This window comes from Flavobacterium sp. MAHUQ-57 (genome assembly GCF_051908335.1).
In the GTDB taxonomy this organism is placed as follows: Bacteria; Bacteroidota; Bacteroidia; order Flavobacteriales; family Flavobacteriaceae; genus Flavobacterium.
Genome location: NZ_JBPZTE010000006.1, coordinates 1,306,286 through 1,331,021, shown reverse-complemented (window position 1 = coordinate 1,331,021; position 24,736 = coordinate 1,306,286). Strand labels below are relative to the sequence as shown.

At 35.6% G+C, this 24,736-nt stretch carries 27 protein-coding genes; 17 read left to right on the top strand and 10 right to left on the bottom strand.

Going from position 1 to position 24,736, the window contains the following annotated elements; all coding sequences use genetic code 11:
* Window positions 1-308: 308 nt before the first annotated feature.
* The 3 genes from ACS8MM_RS06560 to ACS8MM_RS06550 all read right to left on the bottom strand — a co-directional run bounded on the left by ACS8MM_RS06560 (window position 309) and on the right by ACS8MM_RS06550 (window position 2,936).
* Complete coding sequence (locus ACS8MM_RS06560) at window positions 309-2,024, bottom strand: PspC domain-containing protein (RefSeq protein WP_379714389.1); 1,716 nt, start codon at window positions 2,022-2,024, stop codon at window positions 309-311.
* A gap of 6 nt (window positions 2,025-2,030) precedes the next feature.
* On the bottom strand, window positions 2,031-2,360 hold the full coding sequence (locus ACS8MM_RS06555) for a PadR family transcriptional regulator (protein ID WP_379714386.1): 330 nt from the start codon (window positions 2,358-2,360) through the stop codon (window positions 2,031-2,033).
* Window positions 2,361-2,471: 111 nt separating this feature from the next.
* Entirely contained in the window at window positions 2,472-2,936 is a 465-nt protein-coding gene (locus ACS8MM_RS06550; protein WP_379714383.1) for a DUF4870 domain-containing protein, read from the bottom strand.
* 195 nt (window positions 2,937-3,131) lie between these two features.
* Here ACS8MM_RS06550 and ACS8MM_RS06545 point away from each other — a divergent pair, with 195 nt between their 5' ends.
* Window positions 3,132-3,587 (top strand): DUF4442 domain-containing protein, encoded by a 456-nt coding sequence (locus ACS8MM_RS06545; protein ID WP_379714380.1) that lies wholly within the window; start codon window positions 3,132-3,134, stop codon window positions 3,585-3,587.
* A gap of 82 nt (window positions 3,588-3,669) precedes the next feature.
* On the top strand, window positions 3,670-4,578 hold the full coding sequence (locus ACS8MM_RS06540) for a TIGR01777 family oxidoreductase (protein WP_379714377.1): 909 nt from the start codon (window positions 3,670-3,672) through the stop codon (window positions 4,576-4,578).
* Between the two features lie 20 nt (window positions 4,579-4,598).
* On the opposite strand, the gene ACS8MM_RS06535 is transcribed toward ACS8MM_RS06540, so the two are convergent.
* Entirely contained in the window at window positions 4,599-5,255 is a 657-nt protein-coding gene (locus ACS8MM_RS06535; protein ID WP_379714374.1) for a YceI family protein, read from the bottom strand.
* Between the two features lie 185 nt (window positions 5,256-5,440).
* Here ACS8MM_RS06535 and ACS8MM_RS06530 point away from each other — a divergent pair, with 185 nt between their 5' ends.
* The 9 genes from ACS8MM_RS06530 (at window position 5,441) to ACS8MM_RS06490 (ending at window position 12,525) form a co-directional block, all read left to right on the top strand.
* Window positions 5,441-5,977: a nucleotide exchange factor GrpE gene (locus ACS8MM_RS06530; RefSeq protein WP_379714372.1), complete on the top strand. Its 537-nt coding sequence runs from the start codon at window positions 5,441-5,443 to the stop codon at window positions 5,975-5,977.
* Window positions 5,978-6,062: 85 nt separating this feature from the next.
* The gene (gene dnaJ / locus ACS8MM_RS06525; RefSeq protein WP_379714369.1) at window positions 6,063-7,181 is read left to right on the top strand and encodes a molecular chaperone DnaJ; all 1,119 of its coding nucleotides are present in this window, start codon (window positions 6,063-6,065) and stop codon (window positions 7,179-7,181) included.
* 144 nt (window positions 7,182-7,325) lie between these two features.
* Window positions 7,326-8,249 (top strand): ABC transporter ATP-binding protein, encoded by a 924-nt coding sequence (locus tag ACS8MM_RS06520; RefSeq protein ID WP_379714366.1) that lies wholly within the window; start codon window positions 7,326-7,328, stop codon window positions 8,247-8,249.
* Window positions 8,249-9,556, top strand: coding sequence for an ABC transporter permease (locus ACS8MM_RS06515; protein WP_379714362.1), 1,308 nt, complete (start codon window positions 8,249-8,251; stop codon window positions 9,554-9,556). The genes ACS8MM_RS06520 and ACS8MM_RS06515 overlap by 1 nt, the downstream gene beginning before the upstream one ends.
* A gap of 96 nt (window positions 9,557-9,652) precedes the next feature.
* Window positions 9,653-10,081 carry a hypothetical protein gene (locus ACS8MM_RS06510; RefSeq protein ID WP_379714359.1) on the top strand — a complete coding sequence of 143 codons (429 nt, stop codon included), beginning with the start codon at window positions 9,653-9,655 and terminating at the stop codon, window positions 10,079-10,081.
* Between the two features lie 4 nt (window positions 10,082-10,085).
* Window positions 10,086-10,520 carry a hypothetical protein gene (locus ACS8MM_RS06505; RefSeq protein WP_379714357.1) on the top strand — a complete coding sequence of 145 codons (435 nt, stop codon included), beginning with the start codon at window positions 10,086-10,088 and terminating at the stop codon, window positions 10,518-10,520.
* Window positions 10,498-11,661 carry a sigma-54-dependent transcriptional regulator gene (locus tag ACS8MM_RS06500; RefSeq protein ID WP_379714354.1) on the top strand — a complete coding sequence of 388 codons (1,164 nt, stop codon included), beginning with the start codon at window positions 10,498-10,500 and terminating at the stop codon, window positions 11,659-11,661. Before ACS8MM_RS06505 ends, ACS8MM_RS06500 begins: the two co-directional genes overlap by 23 nt.
* A gap of 8 nt (window positions 11,662-11,669) precedes the next feature.
* The gene (locus tag ACS8MM_RS06495; RefSeq protein ID WP_379714351.1) at window positions 11,670-12,302 is read left to right on the top strand and encodes a DEAD/DEAH box helicase; all 633 of its coding nucleotides are present in this window, start codon (window positions 11,670-11,672) and stop codon (window positions 12,300-12,302) included.
* Between the two features lies 1 nt (window position 12,303).
* Window positions 12,304-12,525 carry a putative signal transducing protein gene (locus ACS8MM_RS06490; protein WP_379714348.1) on the top strand — a complete coding sequence of 74 codons (222 nt, stop codon included), beginning with the start codon at window positions 12,304-12,306 and terminating at the stop codon, window positions 12,523-12,525.
* Between the two features lie 35 nt (window positions 12,526-12,560).
* Here ACS8MM_RS06490 and ACS8MM_RS06485 read toward each other — a convergent pair whose 3' ends face one another.
* Window positions 12,561-12,848: a hypothetical protein gene (locus ACS8MM_RS06485; RefSeq protein WP_379714345.1), complete on the bottom strand. Its 288-nt coding sequence runs from the start codon at window positions 12,846-12,848 to the stop codon at window positions 12,561-12,563.
* A gap of 112 nt (window positions 12,849-12,960) precedes the next feature.
* Here ACS8MM_RS06485 and ACS8MM_RS06480 point away from each other — a divergent pair, with 112 nt between their 5' ends.
* From ACS8MM_RS06480 to ACS8MM_RS06470, 3 genes are all read left to right on the top strand, one after another.
* Complete coding sequence (locus ACS8MM_RS06480) at window positions 12,961-13,773, top strand: alpha/beta hydrolase (RefSeq protein ID WP_379714342.1); 813 nt, start codon at window positions 12,961-12,963, stop codon at window positions 13,771-13,773.
* Between the two features lie 126 nt (window positions 13,774-13,899).
* Window positions 13,900-15,534 carry an ABC-F family ATP-binding cassette domain-containing protein gene (locus tag ACS8MM_RS06475; RefSeq protein ID WP_379714339.1) on the top strand — a complete coding sequence of 545 codons (1,635 nt, stop codon included), beginning with the start codon at window positions 13,900-13,902 and terminating at the stop codon, window positions 15,532-15,534.
* A 184-nt stretch (window positions 15,535-15,718) separates the two neighbouring features.
* Window positions 15,719-16,792 (top strand): PAS domain-containing sensor histidine kinase, encoded by a 1,074-nt coding sequence (locus tag ACS8MM_RS06470; protein WP_379714336.1) that lies wholly within the window; start codon window positions 15,719-15,721, stop codon window positions 16,790-16,792.
* A 63-nt stretch (window positions 16,793-16,855) separates the two neighbouring features.
* On the opposite strand, the gene ACS8MM_RS06465 is transcribed toward ACS8MM_RS06470, so the two are convergent.
* The 4 genes from ACS8MM_RS06465 to ACS8MM_RS06450 all read right to left on the bottom strand — a co-directional run bounded on the left by ACS8MM_RS06465 (window position 16,856) and on the right by ACS8MM_RS06450 (window position 21,405).
* Window positions 16,856-18,976, bottom strand: a complete 2,121-nt coding sequence (locus tag ACS8MM_RS06465; RefSeq protein ID WP_379714333.1) for a vWA domain-containing protein — start codon at window positions 18,974-18,976, stop codon at window positions 16,856-16,858.
* A gap of 99 nt (window positions 18,977-19,075) precedes the next feature.
* Window positions 19,076-19,984 (bottom strand): hypothetical protein, encoded by a 909-nt coding sequence (locus ACS8MM_RS06460; RefSeq protein WP_379714330.1) that lies wholly within the window; start codon window positions 19,982-19,984, stop codon window positions 19,076-19,078.
* Window positions 19,985-19,987: 3 nt separating this feature from the next.
* Complete coding sequence (locus tag ACS8MM_RS06455; RefSeq protein ID WP_379714328.1) at window positions 19,988-20,488, bottom strand: RNA polymerase sigma factor; 501 nt, start codon at window positions 20,486-20,488, stop codon at window positions 19,988-19,990.
* A gap of 101 nt (window positions 20,489-20,589) precedes the next feature.
* On the bottom strand, window positions 20,590-21,405 hold the full coding sequence (locus ACS8MM_RS06450; RefSeq protein WP_379714326.1) for a DUF6929 family protein: 816 nt from the start codon (window positions 21,403-21,405) through the stop codon (window positions 20,590-20,592).
* Window positions 21,406-21,540: 135 nt separating this feature from the next.
* On the opposite strand from ACS8MM_RS06450, the gene ACS8MM_RS06445 reads away from it, so the two are divergent.
* Together ACS8MM_RS06445 and ACS8MM_RS06440 are read left to right on the top strand one after the other, a co-directional pair.
* Window positions 21,541-22,413, top strand: a complete 873-nt coding sequence (locus ACS8MM_RS06445) for a PPK2 family polyphosphate kinase (RefSeq protein WP_379714323.1) — start codon at window positions 21,541-21,543, stop codon at window positions 22,411-22,413.
* Window positions 22,414-22,417: 4 nt separating this feature from the next.
* A complete protein-coding gene (locus ACS8MM_RS06440; RefSeq protein WP_379714320.1) occupies window positions 22,418-22,813 on the top strand; it encodes a hypothetical protein in 396 nt (131 codons plus the stop codon).
* Here ACS8MM_RS06440 and ACS8MM_RS06435 read toward each other — a convergent pair.
* Window positions 22,808-23,281, bottom strand: coding sequence for a hypothetical protein (locus ACS8MM_RS06435; RefSeq protein ID WP_379714317.1), 474 nt, complete (start codon window positions 23,279-23,281; stop codon window positions 22,808-22,810). The genes ACS8MM_RS06440 and ACS8MM_RS06435 overlap by 6 nt on opposite strands.
* Window positions 23,282-23,358: 77 nt before the next feature.
* Here ACS8MM_RS06435 and ACS8MM_RS06430 point away from each other — a divergent pair, with 77 nt between their 5' ends.
* Window positions 23,359-24,732 (top strand): MATE family efflux transporter, encoded by a 1,374-nt coding sequence (locus ACS8MM_RS06430; protein WP_379714314.1) that lies wholly within the window; start codon window positions 23,359-23,361, stop codon window positions 24,730-24,732.
* Window positions 24,733-24,736 lie beyond the last annotated feature (4 nt).

Sequence of the window (24,736 nt, the reverse complement as noted above, 5' to 3'; positions counted from 1 at the left end):
TGGTACTTTGTCTATTCGGTTGTTTAAAAGCTTTTTACTTTGTGTTTTAAAGAGTTGAATAAACCAGTTTTGTCAAGTAGAAATTAACGAGTGATTTTTAAATTCGTTGCGTTTAGTTCCTTACTCTACTTCTTTCTAATCTATAGGTTTGGTGTAAAGCAGTGTCCCGTATTTGAGACACTGCTAAACTTCCCATGAATTAATTGTTGGTTTCCAGCGAACCGGAGTATGCTTGACTGTTTAACTTATCGAAAGTTTGTGGTAAACCCAGTTGGCTGATTAGACCGATGGGTACGCTTTCCAGTCTTTTATTTGGTTTTGATGATAATACCGTCTTCGTTGATTTTTAACTCTTTAATTTCTTTTTTATCAGAGATTACTGTGTCGTTTTCAATCGTTACACCATCTTCATCAATAGTGATTTTATGTTTACTATCTACATCGTTCCATTCGTTTTCGTCAGGAGGACAGTTCAAACATTTTACTTTTTCACTATCTACTTTGTATACATAGTCATCTGAGCTGTGGTGTAGGTTGAAGAAATCGTTATCTGATACGTCATGATCTTCAACAGATTCGTCAAATTTCAGGAAAGTTCCCTTTGGTACATAAAGATAGATCGTTACTTCTTGTCCGCGGAATTTACTTTTTGCTTCCGTTAAGAAATAGTTGTCTAAAATCAACTGATTGCCTTCGATTTTGAATCCGTATTTGATTTTCTCAGCTCTATTTTTAGCCTCATTGAATGATTTACCTTTAGAATTCTTTTCAACTTGAATGTAAGGTGTTTTTTCTTCAGTTGGTAGTACTTCAAATTCTACATCTTCCGAATAAATGTATTCAATACCTGTTGAATCCTGAACCAATCTGAAATCACCATCGTGACCATTATTTCTGGTATAATATTCGTTTTCTCTAAATTTTACGTTTAACGTATCTACAGCTGTGATGTTGATGTTTGCTTTATCTACCACTTTGTTTTCGAATGCAAATTCATTGGCTGTTTTTGCAAATAAACTGATAATTACACCAACTGAAACAATCCAAATTGCTAATAATGTATATTTTGCGATGCTTCCAATCGATCTAAGATTGTTTACCAATATTTTCAATCCAAGGATTAAAAGGAAGAAAAACGGGATAGCAATTGCAAGAAAGAAAGCCAATGCGATGAACCAAATTGATGTATCAGTAAAATTAAACGTGTTGAAATAATCAATCCATGGTGCATCAATATACGATGTTGATCCTAAGGTGAATAAAGTAATTAAAGAGGAAATGATTGCTACTGCAGAGATAAGCACGATGAAAACCCCTACCATTTTTGCAAAAATACCCATTATAGAAACGATGATATCACCTAATGAACTTCCAATTTTTTGAGCTCCGGATTTTACATGGTTTCCCATTTGTCCGTAGTCGGCATTTTTGATTTTATCAGAAACACCTTCAAATTCTTCCTTTACTTTTTTCTCTATATTTGAGATAGTAATCGGTTCGCCAGTCATTTCAAGTTTTTCGCTTGTTGTTACTGCTTCAGGAGTTACTGCCCAAAGAATGATATAGGCCAAGATTCCTGTTCCAAAACCTGCAAATACTAATAGAACTAAGATGATTCTAATCCAAACTGGATCTACTCCAAAATAGTGTCCTAATCCTGAACAAACTCCGGCAACAATTCCAGAATCTTTGTCTCGGTATAATTTTTTAGTACGGCCAGTTCCTGAATAAGTGTAAGCAGATTTACTTTCAGTAGTTTCGCCTTCAATTTTATAATCCTCTGGTTGCCCCATGATAGCTATAACATCGTCCACATCGCTTAAAGTCAGGACTTGTTTGTTGCTTTGTAGTTTTTCTGAAAACAATTCTGAAATTCTACTTTCGATATCGCTCATGATTTCGTCGCGTGCTTCATCGGATAAAGATCTTTTGATTGCGTCAAAATAGCGATTTAGTTTTTGATAGGCGTCTTCGTCAATGTGAAAGAAAAAACCACCTAAATTCATATTTACTGTCTTATTCATGGCTCGTTAGTTTTGTATAGTTATTGTATTTACTGCACCTGCAAGTTCATTCCAGGTTATGCTTAATTCTTTTAAAAATTCTTGTCCTTCATCGGTTAGACCGTAATATTTTCTTGGTGGTCCCGAAGTTGATTCTTCCCAACGATAGCTTAATAGTCCGTCGTTTTTTAATCTTGTTAATAGCGGGTATACTGTGCCTTCAACTACTAGCAATTTCGCGTTTTTCAGTGTGTCTAGAATTTCAGAAGTATAAGCGTCTTTTTCTTTTAAAACAGATAGGATGCAGAATTCTAAAACTCCTTTACGCATCTGAGCTTTTGTGTTCTCAATGTTCATAGGATTTCTTTTTTGTTGTTAAACTGTTCATTTTTCGATTGATTGATTGATTGATTGATTGATTGATTGATTGATTGATTGATTGATGATTGATTGATGATTGATTGATTTTTATTTTAAAAAATTGATGGTAAATGGATATTGAACATGTTCTCCATTATTAGCTTTGATTGCTTCATAAATAATGATGAAAAACTCAGCTACTTTCATCGTTACCAATACTACAGCAGCTACAATTCCTGCGATGGCCACATTTGTTAAATTTCCTTCGGCGAAATTTTTGACAATAAAATCACCGTTGTCGATTTCGTTGAAGGTTACATTGTTAAGTACTCCTATAATTAATGCGGGTACTGTAATTACTAAAAGAATTAAAGAGTAGGTTAACATACTTAATTGAAAATTGATCGCTTGTTTTCCATTGTGATCGATATATTCTGATGTTCCTTTTTTGGTACTCCATAATACTATTGGTAAAATATAATTTCCAAAAGGGATGAAGTATTTTGTTAATGCACTTAAATGAATAAGTGTTGCAAAATTTTTCTCGTTGTTTCTTACTGTTAATGTTTCCATGATGTTATTAATTTTGATTTGATTGATGATTGAAACTTAATAATACTTTCTTTAGGCTATTAATTTCTTATACAAAGATAAGTCTAAAAAAAGGTATTATGCAAAACAAAGTAGTGGAATTTAACAAAATATTAACAAATGAAAATATTAGGCGCGCATACTATTTTTTTGTAGATTAGCGAAAAATATAGCCTTATGGAGTTTACACCCTCAAAACTGAATACTTTTCTTTTTTTTAAGCTACCTTCTGCATTTTGGTGTGGCGTTAGAACTAAAGTAATTAATGAAAACCAATGTGTGGTATCTGTAAAACACCGCTGGTTCAATCAAAATCCGTTCAATTCGATGTATTTTGCGGTACAAGCCATGGCGGCCGAGCTATCTACGGGTGCATTGGTAATGCTTCATATCAAGAAAAGCGGGAAGAACATATCCATGCTGGTAGCCAACAATAAAGCTACTTTTACTAAAAAGGCTACGGGCAGAATCACGTTTACTTGTAATGACGGACATTTAATTACTGATGCCATTGAAAAAACTTTAGCTACAGGCGAGGGACAGACTTTTTGGATGAAATCGACAGGTATTGATGAGAAAGGCGACCAGGTATCTGTACTTGAGTTTGAATGGACTATCCGTGTGAAACGATAATTGTTTGTAGGAAAAGTTAAATTACTTACAATTAATATTTACTTAAGAATTTCCTGTCGTAATTTTGAAATAAAATTCATACATGCGGGTTTTAATTACAGGAGCGACGGGATTATTGGGTAAAGAAATTACCGAATTGCTATTGAAAAATGGCATGAAGGTGAACTATTTGACCACTTCTCAAAATAAAATTCAACATCAACCGAATTACCAAGGGTTTTATTGGAATCCAGCGGAAGGAATCATTGATGAAAGTTGTTTTATTGATGTTGAATCCATAATCAATTTGGCTGGTTCGAGTATTTCAGAACGTTGGACATCGAAATATAAAGAAGATATTGTCGAAAGTCGAACCAACGCTATTAATCTATTATATAGCGCACTTAAAAATAATCCAAATCAAGTACGAAATTTTATAACTGCATCAGCAATTGGGGTTTATCCAAGTGATGAAAAAACTATTTACACAGAAGATTTTACGAATTTTAACAATTCGTTCTTGTCCAATGTTGTAGTGAAATGGGAAGAAGCAGCTACTCAAATGGAACGTTTGGGAATTGAAGTGTGTAAGATAAGAATTGGCTTGGTTTTGTCTTCAGATGGTGGAGCTTTGCCGAAAATGGCTAAACCGGTTCGAATGGGATTTGGTGCTGCCTTTGGTTCTGGTAAGCAGTGGCAGTCATGGATTCATAGTAAAGATTTGGCGGAAATCTTTTTGTTTGCTTTAGAGAATAATTTGACAGGGGTTTACAATGCAGTAGCTCCCAATCCGGTTTCCAATACGCAATTAATTAAAAGTATATCACAAGTTTTGGATGTGCCCATTTTCCTTCCTAATGTACCAAAATTTATTTTGCGCTTGATTTTAGGAGAAATGCATACATTATTAATCGAAAGTCAAAACGTCAGTTGTCAGAAAATCCAAGAGGCAGGTTATGATTTTCAGTTTGAAAATATAGATGTCGCAGTTAAAAATTTATTGCAAAAATAAAGCGCCCTAAGGCGCTTCTTTTATTTAGTTGCTTTTACGTTAACTTGTATTCTGATTTCATCGTCAATGAATTTGTCTTTTAAATCGGCAAATAATGATTTTGAAGCATAGTTTACATTAAAATACGTTCTGTTCAAAGCCAATGTGTCGCTTTTTATAGTTACTTCTTTGTCAGTAATGTTTACTTCGGCCGGAAAGTTCACTGCTTTGGTAACCCCTTTGATGGAAAGATTTCCATAAATGATTGTTTTACCATATTTTTCTTCAATTTTGACAATCTTTAAATCGGAGGTCGGATATTTATTGACATTAAAAAAATGATCTTTTTTATCTTTTTCTGCCGTTCCTTTCAAATGATTTTCCAAGTCTTCTTTTCCATCTCCGGGTTTTAAGTCGGTTACTGTTATAGTGTTCATGTTTATGAAAAATCTACCATCTACAATTGCACTGTCTTTTATGTTTACAAATCCTTCTTTGAATTGTATCACACCCGTATGTTTTCCTGTTGGTTTTGAACCAGCCCAGTTCACAATGGATTGTTTTACATCTACAGTATATTTAGTTCCATCTACTGCAATTTCATTTTGAAGCGGGGTACTTTCTTCGGTTTTTTCTTTTTTACAGGAAACCAAAGTAAATACCGTGGTTAAAATCAGGCTTAAAACAATTTTTTTCATAGTCATGTTTTTTAGAAGTTTAGAGTGTAAAACCGTATGTTTTATTGTTACTAAATTAGTTAAGAAATTTGGTCTTCACAAGAATTTGATAAAAATAGTAATGACAATTTGGCATTTTATAAGCTTTGGCAGTACTTTTGCAATCAAATGAAACAGAAATAATTGTATAAAAAATAAACATAGATATGAACCAAGAGGGAACTGAAAACATCGAAAAAGATGCATTAGAAAATGAAAATGTTTCAGAAAATCAAGGGATTACAGATCCGGAAATGACGGCTGAAGAAAAGTTGCAAGAAGAATTGGCTGCTGAAAAAGATAAATTTTTGCGTTTGTTTGCCGAATTTGAAAATTATAAAAAACGAACTTCTAAAGAACGAATAGAGTTATTCAAGACTGCTGGTCAAGAGGTTTTGCAGGCTATGTTGCCAGTTTTAGATGATTTTGACAGAGCTTGGGCTCAGATTTCAAAATCAGAAGATGAAGCTTTGGTAAAAGGAGTCGAGTTAATTCAGGAGAAATTAAAGTCAACATTGATTTCTAAAGGTTTGGAGCAAGTTGAAATTGCAACTGGTGACGTGTTTAATGCCGATTTTGCAGAGGCTATTACGCAAATTCCAGCCGGAGACGATTTGAAAGGAAAAATCGTTGACGTGGTGGAAAAAGGATATAAGTTAGGAGATAAAATCATCCGTTTCCCTAAAGTAGTTATAGGAAACTAAGAATAACAAATGCCAAAGGCTGAATTCCAAATAGGTAAAACAAGGATTTGGAATTTTGAAATTGGATTTTGGAATTTAAGAAATTATGAGCAAGAAAGATTATTACGAAATTTTAGGTGTTAGTAAAGGAGCTTCGGAAGCTGAAATTAAAAAAGGCTATCGTAAAAAAGCTATTGAATTCCATCCTGATAAAAACCCAGGTGATAAAGCTGCAGAAGAAAAATTCAAAGAAGCTGCTGAAGCCTATGAAATATTAAGTGACGCTAATAAACGTGCTCGATATGATCAGTACGGTCATGCTGCATTTGACGGTGCTGGAGGATTTGGCGGTGGTCATCATATGAACATGGATGATATATTTAGTCAGTTCGGTGATATCTTCGGAAGTGCTTTTGGAGGAGGTTTCGGAGGTTTCGGTGGAGGCGGAGGCCAACGTCGTGCCAAAGGAAGTAATTTGCGTATCAAAGTGAAATTAACTTTGGATGAAATTGCAAATGGTGTAGAGAAAAAAGTTAAAGTGAAACGTAAAATACAAGCTCCGGGTGTTTCTTATAAAACGTGTGGTACTTGTAATGGTTCTGGACAAGTGGTTCGTGTTACGAATACCATTTTAGGAAGAATGCAAACGGCTTCACCTTGTCATGTGTGTGGAGGTTCGGGTCAAACTATAGATTCGAAACCGAATAATGCAGATGCGCAAGGAATGATTATGGAAGACGAAACGGTTTCAATCAAAATTCCAGCTGGAGTTGTAGATGGGATGCAGTTGAAAGTTTCCGGTAAAGGAAATGATGCACCAGGCAACGGAATTGCAGGTGATTTGATTGTGGCTATTGAAGAAGTTGAACATGAATTCCTGAAGCGCGAAGGTGAAAATCTTCACTATGATTTGTACATCAGTTATCCTGAAGCAGTTTTAGGTGTTTCAAAAGATATCGACGCAATTAATGGTAAAGTGAGAATTAAATTGGAAGAAGGAATTCAATCCGGAAAAATTCTTCGCCTGAAAGGGAAAGGAATTCCAAGTCTGAACAGTTATGGAAGTGGAGATTTGTTAGTACATATTAATGTATGGACACCGAAAAACCTTTCTAAAGAGCAAAAGAAATTTTTTGAGAGTAATCTAGAGGATGCCAATTTTGCGCCGAAACCAGAAAAATCAGAAAAGTCTTTTTTTGAAAAAGTAAAAGATATGTTTTCATAAATGATTACAATACAGTAATAAATGCAATCCCAACTATAAAATGTTGGGATTTTTTGTAACAAAAAGACTACTAGCGCATCTAATTCAGTACATTTACAAATAAGGGCTATTGCCCAACCGACCAAATAAAATCAAACTTTTACAATGAGTAATATTCTTGAAGTAAAAAACGTAGTGAAGCAATACGGCGATTATACCGCATTGAATTCAATTTCATTACAAGTGCCACAAGGTAGTATTTATGGGTTGTTAGGTCCAAACGGAGCTGGAAAGACATCATTAATACGTATCATTAATCAAATTACGATGCCAGATTCAGGCGAAGTTTATTTGGATGGTGAAAAATTGGCGCCTAACCATGTGCAATATATCGGTTATATGCCGGAAGAAAGAGGGTTGTACAAAACCATGAAGGTAGGGGAACAGGCACTATATTTGGCGCAATTGAAAGGGATGCCATACGATCTAGCTAAAAAACAATTAAAGTATTGGTTTGAGAAATTTGAAATTGAAGGATGGTGGAACAAGAAAATTCAAGAGCTTTCTAAAGGAATGGCGCAAAAGATTCAATTTATTGTAACTATTTTACATCAACCAAAATTGTTAATTCTAGATGAGCCTTTTTCAGGTTTTGACCCGGTTAACGCGAATTTGATCAAAGACGAAATCATCGAATTGAATAAAAAAGGAACATCAATTATTTTTTCCACGCACCGTATGGAAAGTGTAGAAGAAATGTGTGATTATATTGCTCTGATTCACAAATCCAATAAATTGATCGAAGGAAAGCTGAGTGATGTTAAAAAACAATACCGTACTAATAAATTCCAAGTGGGCATTGTTTCTGCGAATGTGGAAGGCTTGATGTACGATTTGACTCAGAAATTCACTGTCGGTCAAACTACTTTTAAATCTTTGAATGAGGATTTGAAATTAGAAATCGATTTGGGTACACGAACTCAAAATGAATTGTTGGAAGTACTGATGAAAAATGGTCAAGTAACGCATTTTACAGAAAATATACCAAGTGTAAACGATATTTTTATTCAAACCGTAAGTCAAAAATAATGGGAGTTTTAGCATTAATTATCAAAAGGGAATTTATTGCCAAAGTGCGTAATAAATCATTTATTGTTATGACTTTTTTAAGTCCGTTGTTAATGGTTGGCTTGTCTTTCTTTATAGGTTATTTGGCCAAGATGAGTAAAGATGAAGTGACTAAAGTTGCCATTCATGATGAGGCAGGTATTTTGAAAACCGATTTTAAAAATACCAAAGAAATCAAATATGTAGACTTATCGAAAATGCCATTGAAATTGGCGAAAGATACTGCTGAAAAAGGTTATGAAGGACTTATTTATGTACCTAAAGTTAGCGATACCAATGAACTGAAAACAAAAGTTGAATACATTTCTGATGACAGTCCAAGCTTGGAGTTTGTTGCCGGTATTGAAAAAATAATTGATAATCAACTAACGAAAAACAATTTGAAATCACTTGGTTTTGATGCTAAAAAAATTGAAGATGCGAAAGTGGATTCGGATTTGCATATTACTAAGTTTTCCGGGGAAGAAGGATTGAAATACCTTAATATTACTAAGGTAATCTTCGGAGGTGCCTTTGGTTATCTTATCATGATGTTTATTATTATCTATGGTAATTTTGTTATGCGAAGTGTGATAGAAGAAAAAACATCCAGAATTATCGAGGTAATTATCTCTTCAGTGAAACCATTTCATCTGATGATGGGAAAAATCATTGGAAATTCGTTAGCTGGAATTCTACAGTTTATGATTTGGGTGGTATTGGCTTTGGTTTTGTTCTTTGGGGCATCTGCCTTTTTCGGACCAGACGTCAATACGCATGCAACTGCTGAAGTTATGAGTAAAATGCAAGGCAATGAGAATTTTATAGCCAATTTTATAGCCAATGCAAAATTGTATTATAATGAAATACCTGTTTTAAGTACGGTAATTTTCTTTCTGATTTATTTCACAGGAGGGTATTTTCTATACAGTTCATTGTATGCAGCTATTGGAGCTGCTGTCGATTCTGAAACAGATTCCCAACAATTTTTATTGCCTATCATTATGCCTTTGATGCTTGGGGTTTATGTTGGTTTCTTTACTGTAATTAATGATCCACACGGAACGGTGGCTACGGTTTTTTCAATGATTCCGTTAACTTCACCAATTGTAATGCTGATGCGTGTTCCTTTTGGAGTCCCAGTTTGGCAATTAATTTTGTCGATTGTGTTGCTTTTTGGTACATTTTTTGCTGTAGTGTGGTTCGCATCTAAAATTTACCGAGTTGGAATTTTGATGTATGGAAAAAAACCAACTTGGAAAGAACTCTACAAATGGTTAAAATATTAAGGATATCTATAGTATAGTAAGGCGTAAAGGATTTAAAGATTTTTGTCTTTAAGTCCTTTTGTCTTTTTATCTTTATAGCCGAAAAAAAATGAATTTATGATTAAAAAAATAGTTCCACTTTCTCTGGTATTTTGTTTAACTTCATGTGTGGGTTATTGGTCATCTGCTACTTTTACAGATTTGAGTGATAAAAAAGTGCAAATGACTAAATTGGAAGAAGAAAACTGTTTGAAATCAGAAACGGAAGTGACTTTGTTGTTCGATGGAGAACCCATAAATTTTGAGTATGAACGAATTGGTTTGATTGAAGCCGAAGGAGGAACTTCTTCAACTGATGAGGATGTACTGAAAGAATTGAAATTGACAGCAAAAAGTAAATGTTGCGATGCAATAATTGGTATTAGAAAAGGGAAAACCACAACTAAAGCCGGATTGTTGTTTATTCCTGAGTCTAAAGACAGTTATGACTATACCGTAAGTACCTTTACCGGAATCGCAGTAAAACGAAAAAATACAGTAAATTAAAATTATGATTAAAAAAGTTGCAACATTGTCGTTAGTAATTAGTTTAACCTCATGTGTTGGATTGTCTTCCAGAGATATATTTACAGATTTGAGAAATAATCCCGCAGGAGCTTCTCAAAATACTGTTGAAAACTGTGAAAAGACCGATATGGAGGTTAGTTTGAATTTCGAATCTGAACCCATTAATTTTGAATACGAAAAAATTGGATTGATTGAAGTACAGGGTAGTGACTATCATAATGATCTGGATGTCATCAATAAGCTTAAGGCATTGTCCAAAAGTAAATGCTGTGATGCAATCATCGGAATAAAGAAAAATTACGTGATTAGGAATTCTGGCTTTTTATTTGACGATGAACCTTTAGAAAAATACAGTGCTATAACATATAGTGGAATTGCAGTAAAAAAGAAAAACAATGTCGAAAATACTAATCATTGAAGATGAAGCGGCCATCCGCAGGGTTTTGGTAAAAATCCTTTCAGAGGAAAACGATACTTATAAAGTAGAGGAAGCCGAAGATGGTGTGCAAGGACTTGAAAAAGTCAAAAATGAGGATTACGATCTGGTTCTTTGTGATATCAAAATGCCAAAAATGGATGGCGTTGAGGTGTTGGAGGCCATAAAGAAAATCAAACCTGAAATACCAATGGTTATGATTTCCGGTCATGGTGATTTGGAAACAGCGGTTAATACCATGCGTTTGGGCGCTTTCGATTATATCTCTAAACCACCGGATTTGAATCGTTTATTGAATACGGTTCGGAATGCTTTAGATCGTAAAAAATTAGTTGTCGAAAATAAAATTCTGAAAAAGAAGGTTTCGAAAAACTATGAAATGATCGGTGAAAGTGATGCAATCAATCACATTAAAGATATGATTGATAAAGTAGCACCAACGGAAGCAAGGGTATTAATTACAGGGCCGAATGGTACGGGTAAAGAATTGGTTGCGCATCAAATCCATCAGAAAAGTGAACGATGCAATGCGCCAATCATTGAGGTTAACTGTGCTGCCATCCCTTCTGAATTGATCGAAAGTGAATTGTTCGGACATATGAAAGGTGCTTTTACTTCTGCAGTAAAAGACCGCGCCGGAAAATTTGAAGCGGCCGACGGAGGAACTATTTTCTTGGATGAAATTGGCGATATGAGTCTTCCTGCTCAGGCTAAAGTGCTAAGAGCCTTACAGGAAAATCTAATCCAACGCGTAGGTGCTGATAAAGATATAAAAGTGAATGTTCGTGTAGTGGCTGCTACCAATAAAGATTTAAAAAAGGAAATCGAAGAAGGACGCTTCCGCGAGGATTTGTACCATCGTTTAGCTGTAATTCTGGTTAAAGTTCCTGCTCTAAACGATAGGAGAGAAGATATTCCTGCTTTGATAGAGCATTTCGCAGCTAAAATTGCAGATGAACAAGGAAGTGCCAAAAAAACATTTGCGAAAACAGCTATTAAATTATTGCAGGAATACGATTGGACAGGAAATATTCGCGAGCTAAGAAACGTGGTGGAACGTTTGATTATTCTTGGTGGTAATGAAATTTCTGAAAATGATGTGAAGTTGTTTGCTTCGAAATAAATGATATTATGCAATTGAAAAAAATAAACACCAATTTACAACAGGCGCTTGTAGAATATGGTATAACTGAACCAACTGAAGTACAAGCCGATTGCTGGAGCACACTGAAAAGTGGAGCCGATGCTGTTGTTATTATGCCGGAAGGCGAAGGCAAATCAACAACTATTGCTTATACGGTGATTCAAAAGCTGGAAAAAGCGCAAGGTGAATCAACACGTGGACTGGTAATAGTGAAAGACAAAGAAGCCGTGTTGGAAATGGTGGAACTATTCGAAAAATTCGGCAAATATACCAACCTGAGAGTGATCGGTGTAAACGATAAAACCGATATCGATGAAGAAAAGAATATCATTTCAGCCGGAATGGATGTGCTAATTGGAACTCCAATCAAAATCAATGCAATGTTTTCTTCAGCTGGTTTTAATATGAATACAGTAAAGATTTTTGTGGTTGACGATGCCAATGAAATTTTTAAACTACGTCACGAACCAACAATTCAACGGTTGTCCATGAGTGTTGAAAAAACCCAACGCCTTTTCTTTTCTAATGAATTAACAGAAAGAGTAGAAGTGCTAGCAGATAAGATCATGTTGGATCCCTTCCTTTTCGGAGTAGAGGATTACGAAGAAGACGAAGAATAAAATGGACTCTATTAAAATTTATTCGGGTAGCGAAATTTTGGCTCAGGCTTTACAAGTTAAACTTCAGGATGTAGGAATAGCAAGCTGGACTAAAAACAATGTGCAGTCTGCCATTTCTGCCGGTTTTGGAATCTTTAACCAAACCGTCGATGTCTATGTTGCATCATCCGATGCCAGCACAGCGAAAGAGATTGTTAGTGATTTAAACCTGAGAATCTGCTAAACGGTAACGACTTTTCAATTTATAATAAAATAAATTCAATTCTCAGAAGCTACTTTAGGGTAGCTTTTTTTATTAAATTGGGTTGAAATTAAGATTGCTGCTTGTGGAGCCTCTGTTGCTGCTTGTGAAGCCTCAGTTGTCGCTTGTGGAGCCTCAGTTGTCGCTTGTGGAGTCTCTGTTGTTGCTTGTGGAGTCAACATTGCTGCTTGTGGAGTCTCTGTTGTCGCTTGTGGAGTCAATATTGCTGCTTGTGGAGCCTCTATTGTTGCTTGTGGAGTCAACATTGCTGCTTGTGGAGTCTCTGTTGTCGCTTGTGGAGTCAATACTGCTGCTTGTGAAGCCTCAGTTGTCTATTGTGGAGTCAATATATTTTATTGTGGAGTCAATAGTACTTATTGTACAGCTAATACTATTCTTATATTTTAAAAATTACTAATGAAATTAATTCGTTTTATTCTTGTGTCTTTGTCCGTTTTGTTCGGTGGATTGTATTTGTTGTATGTTTCCTATATCTATTGCAATCAGGAAGAAATGGTTTTCAAGTATTATAAACTGGAAAAGGAGTATGCTTTTGAATTTGATGGTAATTATTCCGAAATCAATACACTTGTTGAGGCAAATACAAACATCCATGGCTTGTTGTTCAAAGCAAATGCTCCTAAAGGATTGGTTTTTTATCTGCATGGCAATGCTGGTGCCTTAAACGCCTGGGGTAATATCGCGAATCAGTATACAAATCTGGGATATGATATCTTTATCATGGATTATCGCGGTTTCGGAAAAAGTGATGGGGCCGTCGAAAACAGTAATCAGGTTGTTGACGATGTCAGCAAAGTGTATAAAAAGTTAAGTAAAGGGTATGAAAACGTGATTGTCATCGGCTATTCCATCGGGACTGGTCCTGCTGCTTATCTGGCTTCAAAATACCATCCAAATCATTTAATTTTACAGGCACCGTATTATAATTTTCTGGAATTAACCCGAGGAAAAGTCCCTTTCTTTCCTGATTTTCTTAAAAAGTTCGATTTTGCCACTGATCAGTATATCCGTAACACGAAATCGCAAATCACCATCTTTCATGGGATTGATGACCAAATGATTCCGGCTTCTGATTCCGAAAAGTTAAAACGGTATTTAAAGAAATCGGATCAACTCTTTTTACTCGAAAACCAAGGGCACCTCGGCATGAACGACAATACAACCTATCAGGAAGAACTAAAAAAACTAGTGCTAACCACTAATCATTAAGTACTGAAAAACTAAGGACTAAGGACTAGCACTATTTACTAAATAAATTTATCTTTGCACCTTCAAAATTTAGCTTGTCAGATCATTCAATAATCTGATAAGCTAACCATCTAACAGTCTTGAATAATGATTACAGTAAACGATATTGCCGTAGAGTTTGGCGGAACAACACTTTTTAGTGAGGTCACTTTTGCCATTAATGAAAATGATAAAATCGCCCTTATGGGTAAAAACGGAGCCGGAAAATCGACTTTGTTGAAAATTGTTGCGGGTGAAAATAAACCTTCTCGTGGCGGAATTTCTGCACCTAGCGATGCTGTAATCGCCTACTTGCCTCAGCATTTGCTGTTAAATGATGATTCTACTGTGATGGAAGAAGCCTCCAAAGCATTTGCCGCTGTGCTTGGGATGAAAGCAGAAATCGATGAAATCAACGAACAATTAACTATCCGTACCGATTACGAAAGTGATGCGTACATGAAATTAATTGAACGCGTTTCTGAACTTTCTGAAAAATTCTATTCGATTGAAGAAGTAAATTACGAAGCCGAAGTTGAAAAAGTACTGAAAGGATTGGGTTTCGAAAGAGAAGATTTTAATCGTAAAACATCTGAATTTTCAGGAGGATGGAGAATGCGAATCGAATTGGCTAAAATCTTATTGAAAAAACCAGATTTGATCTTATTGGATGAGCCTACCAACCACTTGGACATGGAAAGTATTCAATGGCTGGAAGAGTTTTTGGTAACGCAAGCCAAAGCGGTAATGGTAATTTCCCACGACCGTGCTTTCGTAGATAATATTACCAATCGTACTATTGAAGTGACAATGGGACGTATATACGATTACAAAGCCAAATATTCGGATTATTTGGAATTGCGTAAAGACAGAAGAATACACCAACAGAAAGCATACGACGAACAACAGAAATTTATAGCTGATAACCAAGCATTTATTGAGCGTTTCAGAGGAACATTTTCTAAAACGGAACAAGTTCAGTCTCGTGTGCGTATGTTGGAAAAAATTGTACCTATCGAAGTGGATGAGATTGATACTTCTGCTTTGAAACTGAAATTCCCTCCGTCACCACGTTCAGGTCAGTATCCTGTCGTAGTGGAAGAATTGTCTAAATCATACGGCGACCATGTAGTATTTCAAAAAGCGAATTTGGTAATCGAACGTGGACAAAAAGTGGCTTTCGTTGGGAAAAACGGTGAAGGTAAATCAACCATGATTAAAGCGATCATGAAAGAAATCGGTTTTGATAGTGGTAAGTTGGAAATAGGACATAACTCTCAAATTGGTTACTTTGCCCAAAATCAAGCCGCTTTGTTAGATGGTGAAGCCACGATTTTCGAAACCATCGACCGCATCGCCGAAGGTGATATCCGTACGCAAATAAAAAATATTTTAGGCGCTTTCATGTTTAAAGGTGATGATATTCAAAAGAAAGTAAAAGTACTTTCCGGTGGTGAAAAAACCCGTCTGGCTATGATCAAATTATTATTGGAGCCGGTGAATGTTTTGATTCTCGATGAGCCAACGAATCACTTGGATATGAAAACCAAAGATATCATTAAGGATGCCCTGAAAGATTTTGACGGAACTTTGATTTTGGTTTCTCACGACCGTGACTTCTTGGATGGTTTGGCCGAAAAAGTTTTCGAGTTCGGTCACAAACGAGTAAGAGAACATTTTGAAGATATTAAAGGTTTCTTGGCACACAAGAAAATGGAGAGTTTGAAAGAAATTGAAAAATAATAACAAACGGAATACAAATGATTAGGGATAGGATGTACATTCTATCCCTTTTTTAATGAGCTGATTTTGTAGGGATAAGCCTATGAAATTGCTTTTGGTCGTTGAAGTTGGGTATCGTGACTTGATTCTTTTTCTTTTATAGGAATTATCACTAATTTTAAAATGGAGTTAATGAAAAATAGTTATGGAGTCTCTTTTTAATTCAAAAGAAGATGTAATTAAAGTTGCCAATTTATTGCCTTATCCGTTTATCATTACAGAAATAGAAACTCACGATACGAGTTTCGAAAGCTTGTTTTTTAATGAGAACTTGATTCAGGAATTTGGTTACACTGTTCAGGAGATACCCGATGTAGATACCTGGTACGAACTCTTGTACCCGGAAGAAAAGTACAGAAATGAAATCAGACAAGCATGGAATGAAAAACTTCAGGAGGCTTCTCTTAAAAACGAAAAGGTAATTAAAATCAAAGCCCGACTGAAACCTAAAAATAAAGAAGAAAAATGGTACGAAATTAAAACCTTCTTTTTTGATAATTTTTTCGTTCTTGCTTTTGTAGATATTAATAATGAGGTTGTTTTACAAGACAAATTAGCACAAATCAATCAGAACAACGAACGAATGTTGTCCATTCTAGGACATGATTTGAGAAATCCAATTGCTAATTTATCGTCGATTTCTTCCTTAGCGGCGGAAAACGAAATTAGCAACGAGGAGTTTAAGGAAATGGTTAAGATGATCTATCAGGAATCTACATTGCTTCTCGAAATGATTGAAACAATTTTAAATTGGACGAAATTGAATTTCAATACGGTTGCAGTGCAGCCTATTGCGATAGACTATTCAATCCTAACCAAAGGAATCATTGAATTTTACAGTAGTATGATTCAGAATAAGCATATTAAGGTTGAAGTCAATTTGGATGATTTTCATACTAAAGATTGTGATAAGGAAATCATGACGGTTATCCTTCGAAATTTACTTTCGAATGCCATTAAGTTTACCCCGGAATACGGAACGATTTCGTTTTATCATCAGGACAACGTTTTGATTGTGCAAGATTCCGGTATAGGAATGTCTGCGGAAAAGATAAACAGTATCAAAAGCAATACTTATGTGTCGACTAATGGTACCGAAAATGAAAAAGGAATCGGTATGGGATTGCAATTGGTAAAACGATTTGCGAATATGATTGATTGTTCGATTGATTTTGAAAGTACGCCAGGTAAAGGAACTAAAGTTAAGGTGTTGTTTTAAAACGGAAACCCCGAGTACTACTCAGGGTTTCGCAACCAAACAAAATAAACTACATTACGAACTTTATTGTACTAACGTATTTTCAGTTAAACGTATGAATTCGGCTTTATATCCTTCCGGATCGTATGTTAAGCCTTGTTTTGCTAATTGTTGTATGTCTTCAAGAGATTTGTTTTGGATTAGTTTTGAATCTCTCAGTTTTAACCCAAACCAAGCTACTGCTGTAGCAAATTTGAAATCTTCCGATGCGTTTTGCACAGTTTCAGTTTTATTTTCGATGGTATGCACCATTTCGATGCTTTTGTTGCCATCTGGTTTTTTATATCTGAATTTGATTGTGGCTAATTCGTCAGTATTGCTTTCTTGTATTTTGGTTTTGGTGTATTTTAAGTCGGCAGGTTCATTGAAAAAATAACTTTTTACGCCTGATGGAATAATCTCGTACAAAGCCGTAACGGTATGTCCGCTCCCTAGTTCTCCAGCATCAATGGCATCGTTGGTAAAATCTTCAGGACGTAGTTTTCGGTTTTCATAACCAATTAAACGGTACGATTGTACATGCTTCGGATTGAATTCAATCTGTATCTTCACGTCTTTGGCTATAGCAAACATCGAACCTTTGAATTCTTTACCCAAAAATCGATTGGCCTCCTGAATAGTATCTATGTAAGCATAGTTACCATTGCCTTTATCTGCTAGAATCTCCATTTTACTGTCTTTGTAATTGTTCATCCCATAGCCTAAACAAGTTAAAAATACCCCCGATTCCCTTTTTTCTTCAATTAATCGTTCCATGTCATTATCTGAGGAAGCACCCACGTTGAAGTCGCCGTCAGTAGCAAGAATTACTCGATTATTGCCGCTTTCGATAAAGTTTTCTTGAGCTATTTTGTAGGCCAATTGTATTCCTGCACCACCAGCTGTACTTCCGCCTGCATGTAACTTGTCTAAAGCCTCGATAATGGTTTGCTTTTGATCGCCATTTGTAGGAGGTAAAACCAATCCGGCAGCACCCGCATACACTACAATAGACACTTTGTCTTTTGGACGCAATTCTTTTACAAGTATTTTCAAAGAGGCAATCAATAAAGGTAATTTGTTGTCTTGATTCATTGAACCCGATACATCAATTAGAAATACAAAATTGGAATGTGGTAAGTTACCCACAGGAATATTCTTGCCTTGTAAACCGATGCGAACTAATTTATTTCCTGGATTCCAAGGACAATCACTGTATTCAGTATCGATTGAAAACGGATGTTTGTCTGTGGGTTTTGGATATTGATACTTGAAAAAGTTTATCATTTCCTCTATACGCACTGCATCTTTCGGAACTTGCATGCCATTGTTTAGAAAGCGTCTCACATTGGTATAAGAAGCATTGTCTACATCAATCGAAAAAGTTGAAAGTGGCGATTGTTTCGGACTTTCGAATTCATTTTCCGAAAAGGGTGAATAGTCTTCCAGAATCGATGAATAATCAATACTATCATAGTCTACCTCCTTGTCATCCAATTTTTCATGAAGTTTTTCGGAGGATAGGTATTCAGGTTCAGTAAGATCTTTAGTGGTAACTAATAAAATACCTTTGTTTCCTTTTTTGCCAAAAAATCGAATGGCATCATCATTGTTAACAATCTCAATTTCAGCTATGGATTTAGTGTCTAAATTGGCAATAGTACTACGATTGGTTTTTTTACCATTCAGATACATTAAAGGTTCATCACTGATTGTTACCGCTTCTTTTTGTTTTTTAATCAATAGGTCGATAAAATTGAGTTCTTTATTGTTTAAAGCATTGTGATAGTTTGCCGACTTTGGGACTGCCAATTGCCTTTGTGGGCTTCTTTTAATTCCTGAAGCAACAGTAACTACGACTTCTTTTAACTGCTGAGTGTCATCTTGTAATACCGTATTGATAATGTTTGAAGCTCCTACTGTTTTTGTCACATCCTGCATTCCCATAAAACTAAATACTAGTTTTTCACCTTCTTTAGCTTTGATTGAATAACTACCATCAAAGTAGGTTGATGTGCCACGATTGGTTCCTTTTACCACAACATTAGCTCCTGGGATTGGCCCCGTTGCATCCGATACAATTCCTGTAATGGTTTTTTCTTGAGCGAATACAAACGAACTAATAAGTAATACGTAACTTGCTATAATAGATTTTACTGTTTTCATGGTGTTTCAATTTTTAGGTTGTTGTAAAGCATAGGTAGGGCTGATGAAATAGTAATGATACTTTTCATGCTGATTTTTTAATAGGTTGTTGGGAGGATTTTATTTTTTCAGAACTGCAGGCTTCCCATCTTTGGTTTTCACAACCACAACTCCTTTTGAACCTTTAAGACCGAATTTTTCGATAGCTTCTTTACCTTCATAAACAACGATTGATTCGATGTTTTGTTTGTTGAGCGGGTAGTAGGGAGAAGTTGGATTAGGTCCAAACATTTCTTTCTCACTGTATTCAATCCCATTCACAATGTATAATGGTTCTTCTAGTTCCGTTACTGTTTCGGCTTCACGGATATCTCTAGCGTTGTTAGAAACTTTTCCATCGATTAGGATTAATGGTGGTGCTTTTTTAAGAGTAACTTTTTTGCTTTCTGGCTCCTGTTTTTTTTCAGTGATTTCTTCCGTTCTTATATGTTTTACTCCAATGGCATCAAAGACTTCACCTCGCATCATTGTGGCGTTTTCTCTTTCGATTTTATCCGATTCATTGGAAACTATTTTTGCCGGTTCTCTTAAGATTAATGTGTCGTTGGTTGACCAATTTGCTGAGTGGGTGCTAGTAGCAACCTGTGTTTTTAATCGGATTTGTTTTTCGATTATTTTTTCAGCTTCTTTTTTTTCCACTATTAAGTTTGAGTCTTCGGTAATGATAACTTCAGATTTGGAAGTATTATTTTTAGGCGTTTCCAGTCGTGTTGTATTGTCTTCGAAGGCAGGAGCTGTTTTTTCTTTTTTAATCACTTGATAGGCGAAAACCGTTCCGACTACTATTGATGCTGCAACTGCAAATTTTTTCCATCCCGAATTGATATTTTTTTGCTGCTGATATATTTGAGTGTCCAATTTTGCATCCACTCGGGACCAGACTTTTTCCAATCCGGGAAAGTCCGTCGACTCTGAATTATCAGCTGCTTTTTTAAATTGGTCGAATAAATTATTGTCTTGATTTTCCATTACTTACTTCGCTTGTTGATAATACAAATTGTTGATTAAATCTTTCAATTTGGTTTTTGCTGCATTCAATTGTGATTTTGATGTTCCTTCAGAAATATTCAGCATTTCAGCAATTTCTTTATGTCCGTAACCTTCAATTACAAACAAGTTGAATACTGTTTTGCAGCCTTCGGGAATGAAATTGAGTAGCTTTAACAAATCTTCCTCTTCCATTTTACTATCAGCAGCAGTTTGTGGTTGAATTTGCAACTTGGTATCTTCCAGGTACAAATTAAAGTTCACGTTTTTACGCAGCTGGTACAAACAATGGTTTACGGTAATTTTTCTTGCCCAAGCTTCAAAGGCACCATTTTCTTTTAATTGATCCATTTTTGTAAAAATGGTATAAAAGGCATCTGCCAAAACTTCTTCAATTTCTTCTTCCTTTTTTAAGTACCGTTTGCAAGTCCGGTATAATTTAGGCGCCAAGATTTCATACACCTGACGCTGGGCGTCCCGATGCATTTTTTTACAGGCTTGTATTAATTTTTCGTCTATCACAATCAATGTCTTTATTACTAAAGAGAACAGTTTTTATCAAAAGGTTGGGAAGCAATCACTTTTTTTTACAATTTTATTTTCAATTTGTAGATGGTAGCATTCAAATCTTCGGTATCGTTGTCTTCACAAAGTAGAAACGTTATTTGATCGTCGTGTTTTTCCAATACAGTTAATCCTTCCAGTTTGTGGGTTGGTGACAATTGGATGGTTTTCTCAATTTCCATAGTTTCTGGATTCATTACACCCATGATTGTACCCAGAACTTCACCGTCTTCATAGGTTGATACTGTATCTTCAGCTGCTGCTAGGAAATAAATTTTATTTTCAAACAGAATGGCATCGGTAAAACTGGTTTCTACATGTTTGATTTTAGGTAAGGGGATAGGATGGTACTTTGTGTTTTGGTCGGAATCGATTGTGAAAATTCCATTTTGCGCATTGCTACCGTTGCCTCTTTGAAACAAAAGAAGAGAGCCATTGAAGTACAATGCTCCTTCAATGTTCAGATCATCATCAGAAATATTTGCCTGTTCTTTCAGTTTTTTATAGGTTACCGAAAAATCATTTTCCTTTGCTTTATTATTTTTCAAATCAAATGTTAGCATTCTATTTCTTTGGGAAGTTGATCCCGATCCGAAAATATGAAGCTCATTGTCTTTTAATGTGATGGCTTCAAAGTCGGGTTTGCGTTTTTTTTCGATATTGACAGTTGCGTCATGAATTAACGTATGCTTGATAAGCGGTGAAGCATCTAGTCTTTGCTCGAATAAATAGCCTGAGTTGTCGCTGACGATAAATAATGAATTGTTGTGAAATACTATTCCTGATGCGGCACCAATGCCTTGAATAGTCAAAAATGCGAGAAGTTGAATTTTTTCCATAAATTTACAATATAGGCCTAGCCCCGATAGCAGCGGTATCCTTTTTGCTACACAAAGCGAATGCGGCGTGTAGCAAAAAGATATAGCGAAGAGCGGGAAATAGCTCCAAATAAGAACAAATATAATTCAAAATTTATGGCAGTATTCAAATCGGAAGACTTTAAAATAACTAAAGCGATCAAGTTGCAAGATTTTCCAACGGAAATCGAAACGACTTTAAAAGACAAGGAAAAAGAGAAAATGCTGGATGAGGTGCAGCAACCTTTGAGTGAATTGCAAGATGTAATGTATGCACACAATCGGTATGGAGTATTAATTTGCCTTCAGGGAATGGATACTTCAGGAAAGGATAGTCTGATTAGAGAGGTTTTTAAAGAATTTAATCCGCGAGGAGTTGTAGTGCATAGTTTTAAAACTCCGAATTCGACCGAATTGGAACACGATTATTTATGGCGCCATTATTTGGCTTTACCCGAAAAAGGAAAGTTTGCAGTATTCAATCGAACCCATTATGAGAATGTTTTGGTCACACGTGTGCATCCGGAATATATTCTAAATGAAAATTTGCCAGGTATTGAAAAAGTTGAAGATATCACACCCGAATTTTGGGAGAACCGATTTGAACAGATCAATAATTTTGAAAAACATATTACGCAAAATGGGACAATAGTGCTAAAGTTCTTTTTTTATATGAGTAAAGAAGAACAACGCAAACGTTTGTTGCGAAGATTAGAAGAAGAAGAACACCATTGGAAATTTTCACCAGGCGATCTGAAAGAAAGAGAGCGTTGGGACGATTATATGAAATACTACGAAGAAGCCATTAATAAAACTTCTAAACCTCATGCGCCGTGGTATGTGATTCCAGCCGATGACAAGGAAATGGCGCGTTATATGGTGGGACGAATAATTTGGGAAGAGATGCAAAAATACACAGATATCAAAGAACCTGCTTTGGATGAAAAAGTAAAGCTCAACTTTGCGGAATACAAAAAACAATTAGAGTAAGATCATGTTAGAAACTATTTTGTCGATACTCAATTTTACGGGTGCTTTGTTTTTTCTGCAAAACGGTAATTTCATCAAAACCATCTATTTCAAAATAGCCTTACTTTTTATACTAGCTTATCCGATAGGTGTTGTTTTTAAAATAACCCATTTTGTGTACGCTAACGAAATACTTATATTAAGTTCTTTGGCGATTTTGTTGTTCTATGTGAAATACTTCACGAACAAACCAATTAAAAACCGATTGGAATATCTTAAATTGGCTTGGGTGGTGTGTGTTTTTGGAATTGGACTTTTGAGAATGCTTCGTCTAATCCATTTGGATTTACACATACTACCACCCGTAATTATGTCTTTTATGATTTTAGATTATTTCAGAAATGAAAAAAGTGTATCATAACTTGTAGCCATAAGCCAAGCGTAAAGCAAATTGTCCCGTATCAAATTTATTGAGGTTTTCGTAACGCAAACTGATGTCAATGTGTTTGGTTGCAATACCGATACCAGGATTCCAGACTGGGGAAATCCCCATGCCTGTTGTGCTGAAAGCCGCTCCGATTTCTCCCAAAACATACACTTGATCGCCAATATGTGATTTGAAACCGACTTTTACCGGAGCGTAGGCCAAATCCGGAATTTCATTGCTAAAAAAGTGTGTGTATCCTGCCGTTCCTAATAGAGAAGTTTTTAAAGTGATGTCGTATTGAAATCTACCATCGACACCAACGGCTCCACCGTAATCATTAAAAGGTATTCCACCGCTGAAACCATATCCCAAACGCATGTCACCTGCTTTTTTTTGGGCAAAAAAGGTTGTTGAACAGAGTAGAAAGACAAATAAAAAGAGATTGTTTTTTAAAGAATTCATGATGATTTATTGTAGATTGGTTGTTAAGTAAACTCGTATTCGCTATTTATTATTGTATTTTTGCCAAAAAAAATGCCATGAAGTGGTCTGTATATACCAAAGAATTCCCCGAAAATATCAAATTGGCCTATCCTGTAATCTTAGGAATGTTGGGACATACATTGGTGAGTATCGTAGACAATGTGATGGTAGGAAAATTGGGTGCGACAGAGTTGGCAGCAGTTTCTTTGGCCAATAGTTTTGTGTTTATTGGAATATCATTGGGTATTGGTTTTTCTACGGCAATAACTCCTTTAATTGCAGAAGCGGATGGTGAAAATAGTTTGGTGAAAGGACGAAGTGTTTTTCATCACGGATTGGTTTTGTGTACTATTCTGGGATTGACACTTTTTGGGCTGATTTATCTGGCTAAACCTTTAATTGTTTTGATGGGACAACGGGAGGAAGTAGTGGAATTGGCGAAACCCTTTTTGGATTTGGTTGCTTTTTCATTGATTCCATTAGTGATTTTTCAAGGTTACAAGCAGTTTGCTGATGGAAAGAGTGAAACAAAGTACGGAATGTGGGCCAATTTACTCTGTAATGTGGTACACCTGTTTTTAAATATAGTTTTGATTTATGGTGTTTGGATTTTTCCTAAGTTAGGGATGTTAGGAGCCGCTTATGGTACTGTAATTTCTCGAATTGTGATGGTAATCTACATGCATTTTGCTTTGAAGTCGAAAAAGAAATTTCAACCGTATTTTGAAGGTTTTAGTTTTAAAGCCATAGGAAAAACAATGACAAATCGAATTGTAAGTTTGGGATTGCCTTCTGCAATGCAAATGTTTTTTGAAGTTGCTTTGTTTACCGGAGCAATATGGCTGTGTGGAAGAATAGGAACTACAAGTCAGGCAGCCAATCAGATTGCGTTGACTTTGGCAACATTCACTTTTATGTTCGTTTCGGGATTGAGTGTAGCGGGAATGGTTCGAGTGGGAAATCAGAAAGGAATTAAGGATTTTAGAAAGTTACAAATCGTAGCACGTTCGATTTTCCTTTTGGCGATTATCGTTCAAGGAACTTTCGCACTATTGTTTGTGCTGTTTCATACGGTTTTACCTGAATTTTTTGTGAATTCAGACAATCTAAAAACCATGAGTGATAGTGCAGAAGTGATTTCAATAGCATCGGGACTGATTTTAATTGCGGCTGTTTTTCAATTGTCTGATGGGATTCAGGTAGTGGTTTTAGGAGCACTTCGTGGATTGCAAGACGTAAAAGTACCAATGTATATTACTTTTGTAGCCTATTGGGTAATTGGGTTTCCTATCTCAATCTATTTAGGACTGTTCACCGAATTAAAAGCTATTGGTGTATGGATCGGTTTATTATCAGGATTAACTGCCGCCGCCTTGTTTTTGTATCTTCGCTTTAATAATCTAACAAAAAAATTGATAACTCATCATTAATAAT